Here is a 4,093-nt window from a genome sequence, read left to right on the forward strand (position 1 = left end):
GGCCGGGCGCGTTCGGGGGGGGGCGGTCCGCCCGTGGTTTGGGTGGGGGGCGGGTGGGTGTCGCGGGGCCCGCCGGGCGCCCCCCGCCCCCGCGTCCGGGTGGCCCAGGTCGTCGAGGATGACGGCGGACCGCAGCCATGCCGACCGCGCGCCCGCCGGGTCGCCGACGGCGTGCCGCGCGTCGCCCAGGTGCGTCAACGTCGTGGCCTCGAAGAAGCGCTCGCCCGTGTCCCGCCACAACGCCAGCGCCTGGCCGAAGCAGCGGATGGCCTCCCGGTGCCGGCCGAGGTGGTGGTGGGCGGTGCCCAGGCTGTCCCAGATGTGCGCCTGCCAGTAGGCGTTGCCGATCTCCTGCTGGAGCGCGAGCGCCCGCCGGCAGTGCTCCAGGGCGCTCTCGTGGTCGCCGAGCTGGATCTGGTACCACCCGATGTTGTTCAGCGCGTTGGCCTGCCCGTGCGCGTGCCCCGCCAGCGCGAAGCGGTCGAACGCCTGCCGCGCGTGCTCCAGCGCGGTCGGGTAGTCGGCCCGGTGCTCGGCCAGGATGCCGAGGTTCAGCACCGTCCTGGCGGCCCCGACCTGGTCGCCCAGCTCGTCGTAGAGGTCCAGCGCCAGGCGCAGGTGCTCGCCGGCTTCGTCGTAGCGCTCGTGGCGCAGGCACGCCACCGCCCAGTTCCGCCGGGCACGTGCCTGCGCGTCGAGGTCGGCCTGCCTGGCTCCCGCCGCGACCGCGATCCGCTGCACGGCGCTCTGCTCGGCCCACGCGCCGATCCGGTCGAGGTAGGTGCTCATCGACCACGCCAGCCGCCACGCGTGGGCGTCGAAGCCGTCGCCGGCCAGCTCGACCGCGTTGAGCAGCGCCTGGTGCTCGGCGGTGAGCCACGCCCACGCCTGCTCCCGCCCCGTGAACGTCGGCAGGGCCACGCCGTCCGGGAGGGGCGGCACCGTGATCGGGTCGCGGTGCGGGTACAGCAGCACGTCCGCGGCGTGGGCGGTGTGCACGTAGTGGTCGAGCAACCGGCCGAGGGCGCGGTGCCGGTCCGGCGCGGGCTCGACCGCCTCGGCCTGTTCGGCGGCGTACGCGCGGAGCAGGTCGTGCATCGCGTACCGCCCCGGCGACGGCTCGGACAGCAGGTTGACGTGGGCCAGGACGGCCAGCAGGCGGCGGGTCGCGGCGACGGGCAGCCCGGCCAGGCTCGCCGCCGCGTCCACGCCGAAGCCGCCACCGGGGTGCAGCCCCAGCAGCCGGAAGACCCGGGCCGCCGGCGGGTCGAGCTTCCGGCACGACCAGGAGAACACGAACCGGATGTCCAGCGCGGGCTCGACGCCCGCGAACCCGTCCAGCCTGGCCGCGTCCAACTCGTCGGCCAGCCGGGAGAGGGGGAAGTCGGGGAAGGTCTGCGCGCGGGCCGCGACCACCGCCAGTGCGAGCGGCAGCCCGGCCGAGGCGGTGACGATGCGCCGCACCGCGTCCGGCTCGGCCGCGACCCGCCGCGCGCCCAGGCGCAGCGCGAGCACGTCGCGCGATTCGGCGTCGGACAGCAGGTCCAGCACGACCGGGTGCGCGCCCTCCGCCGCGACCAGGCCGGTCATCCGCTGCCGGCTGGTGATCAGCACGAGGCAGCCCGGCGATCCCGGCAACAGCGGTCGCACCTGGTCGGCGTCGCGGGCGTTGTCCAGCAGGACCAGGACCCGGCGTCCGACCAGCAGGCTGCGGTACAGGCCGGTCTGCGCGGCGGGGTCGGTCGGGATTCGGTCGGCGGGGGTGCCGAGGGCTTCGAGGAAACCGCGCAGGGCGACGCCGGGGTCCAGTCGTGACGGTGCCGCGTCGAAGCCGCGCAGGTTCACGTAGAGCTGGCCGTCGGGGAAGCGGTCGGCGACCTGGTTGGCCCAGTGGACGGCGAGGGTGGTCTTGCCGACGCCCGCGGTGCCGCTGATGGCGGTGATCATCGTCGGTGTCGGTGTCGGTGTCGGTGTGGAGGGGGTGGCGAGTAGTTCCGCTAATCGGGACAGGGGTCTCGCGCGGCCGGCGAAGTGGGGGATCGGCGGTGGGAGTTGTCGCGGGACCACCCACGCGTCCGGTTCCTGTGACCGGGTTCGGGCTTGGCGGCGGCGCGCTTCGTGCTGCGCGGCGACGGCCAGTCGGTCGGTGGAGCGGTCGTTGTCCATCGCGCGGAGCAGGTCCCAGTGCGCGGCGTCCCAGCGCGCCAGGTCGGCCAGCTCGTCCGGCACGCGCACGCCCGCCTGGTCGGCGTGCGCCAGGCACGCGCGGACGAAGGAGACGACGAAGTCCCACTCCGGCAACGACTTCCCGTTCAGCTTGTCGCTCACCGTCGACCGGGCGAGCGGGTGGCCGATCGCGTGCGCGGACGACGTGATCCGGTTCAGGGACGGCGCGCCCGCGTGCCGCCGCAGCCGGTTGAGGTCGTCGACGAACGCGTCCAACGCCTGCCTGGAGTTCTGCGCCATGGTCCCGCCCCGGGGTCGCCGACCGTCACTCCACCCGATCTCACCGCAGCCGTCCGCGTCCCGGAAGCGGCCGGACAGCGCAGGCCGTTCCTAGCGTGGGCGCATGACGTCCACGAACAGCGCGTCCGCCGGTCCGACCCGGCGCGACCTGCTCCGAGCCGCGGTCGCGTCCGGCGCGATCGCGGCACTCCCGGTCGGCCTGGCCGGACCGGCCTCGGCCGCGCCGGCGGCCGCGAGCGCCCCGGTCGGCGGCTTCTTCATCGGCGGTGACGGCCGGCTCTGCGGTGCCGACGCCGGCTCCACCGGCCCGCTCGTCGGCTCGGCCATCGGACCACCCGGCGGCGACCTCAGCGTCGTCCGGCGGTCGGACGGCGGCCTGGCCCTGTTCACCATCGGCAGCCACGGCGGCCTGATCGCCGGGTTCACCAGCGCCACGGGCTCCGGCATGAGCTTCGTCCGCCACCCGCAGGGCGGGCTGGCCCCGCCGGGCGGGCGGATCGTGGCGGTCGAGGGGCAGACCGGCACCCACGTCCACTTCACCGGCAGCAACGGCGCGATCTACCACACCACGTACGGCAGGTCCGGCTCGGTGATCGTGCCGATCGCGTCGGTGGTGCCGGCCGGCACCGTGCGGCCGTCCACGCCGCTGGCCGCGTTCCAGTCGTCGGCGGGGGACCGGTTCGGGGTGGCGTTCGTCGGCGGCAACGGCGGCGTCCACACGTCGGTGGGCCGGCTCGGCAGCGGCTCCGCCGGACCGATCGCGATCTGGACGACCATCGCGGCCACCCCGGCGAACGTGGCCGCGCCGGGATCGCCCGTGGCCGCCGCGTCGGGCAGCGCCGGGGCGTCGGCGTTCTTCACCGGCACGGACGGGCGGTTGTGGCGGATCCCGTTCGCGAGCCTGACGCCGCAACCCCTGGTCGCGCTGTCCGGGCCCGGTGCGGTGCCGACGGGCGCGAGCCTGGCCGCGACCCTGGCTCCGACCGGTGAGTTCGTCGTGACGTACGCGGGTGCGGACGGTGCGATCAGGGCGGCCACGGACGCGTTCGGGGCCGTGCCGGACCCGTGGGTGATCGGGCCGCCCGCCGTGCACGTCGCGGGCAACCCGCTGGCCCTGGTGTACGGCGGTGACGACTACCTCTACATCGGTTGGTGCGGCCTCGACCGGTGGTTCTGGCTCATCTGGTGGTGGCTGCGGCGGAGGATCCCACCGCCCCCTCCGCCGCCGGACCCGTACCACGAGCTGCGCCAGATCATCTCGGTGAACCCGACGCGGCCCAACTACAACGTCGGTGTCGCGCTCAGGGGGTTGGTGGGGCGTTGAGTCGGATGGCGCGGCGCTGACGTCCGGTGATCGGGTCGGAGCACTGGGGGTCGACCCGATCACCGCGTGTCCTACGTTCAGAACGCGTGTGTCCTACGTTCAGAACGCGTGTGTCCTACGTTGGGAACGCGAGAGTCCAACGTTCAGAGTGCGAGAGTTCAACGTTGGGAACGCGAGAGTTCAACGTTCAGGGGGTGGGGAAAAGCGAAAAGCGTCCTCGCCGGACGGGCAGATCAGCAGGATGACGGGGTTCGGTGGTTCGGTGCGGTTGCGTCGTTGGTCGGGTTTCGTGTCATCCCGCCG

2 protein-coding genes are annotated in these 4,093 nt (G+C 74.4%); one reads left to right on the plus strand and one right to left on the minus strand.

The window, feature by feature from the left end; all coding sequences use genetic code 11:
* On the minus strand, nt 1-2,466 hold a 2,466-nt coding region (locus tag ACFXGA_RS38795), incomplete at its 3' end, for an ATP-binding protein (protein WP_378097744.1).
* Nucleotides 2,467-2,569: 103 nt separating this feature from the next.
* On the opposite strand from ACFXGA_RS38795, the gene ACFXGA_RS38800 reads away from it, so the two are divergent.
* Nucleotides 2,570-3,790 (plus strand): hypothetical protein, encoded by a 1,221-nt coding sequence (locus ACFXGA_RS38800; protein ID WP_378097747.1) that lies wholly within the window; start codon nt 2,570-2,572, stop codon nt 3,788-3,790.
* Nucleotides 3,791-4,093 lie beyond the last annotated feature (303 nt).

It is taken from the genome of Actinosynnema sp. NPDC059335 (assembly GCF_042752395.1).
In the GTDB taxonomy this organism is placed as follows: domain Bacteria; phylum Actinomycetota; class Actinomycetes; order Mycobacteriales; family Pseudonocardiaceae; genus Actinosynnema.

Bases quoted from the DNA above. Each gene is read 5' to 3' on its own strand.
- ACFXGA_RS38800 (WP_378097747.1), top strand. From the start codon at position 2,570: ATGACGTCCACGAACAGCGCGTCCGCCGGTCCGACCCGGCGCGACCTG.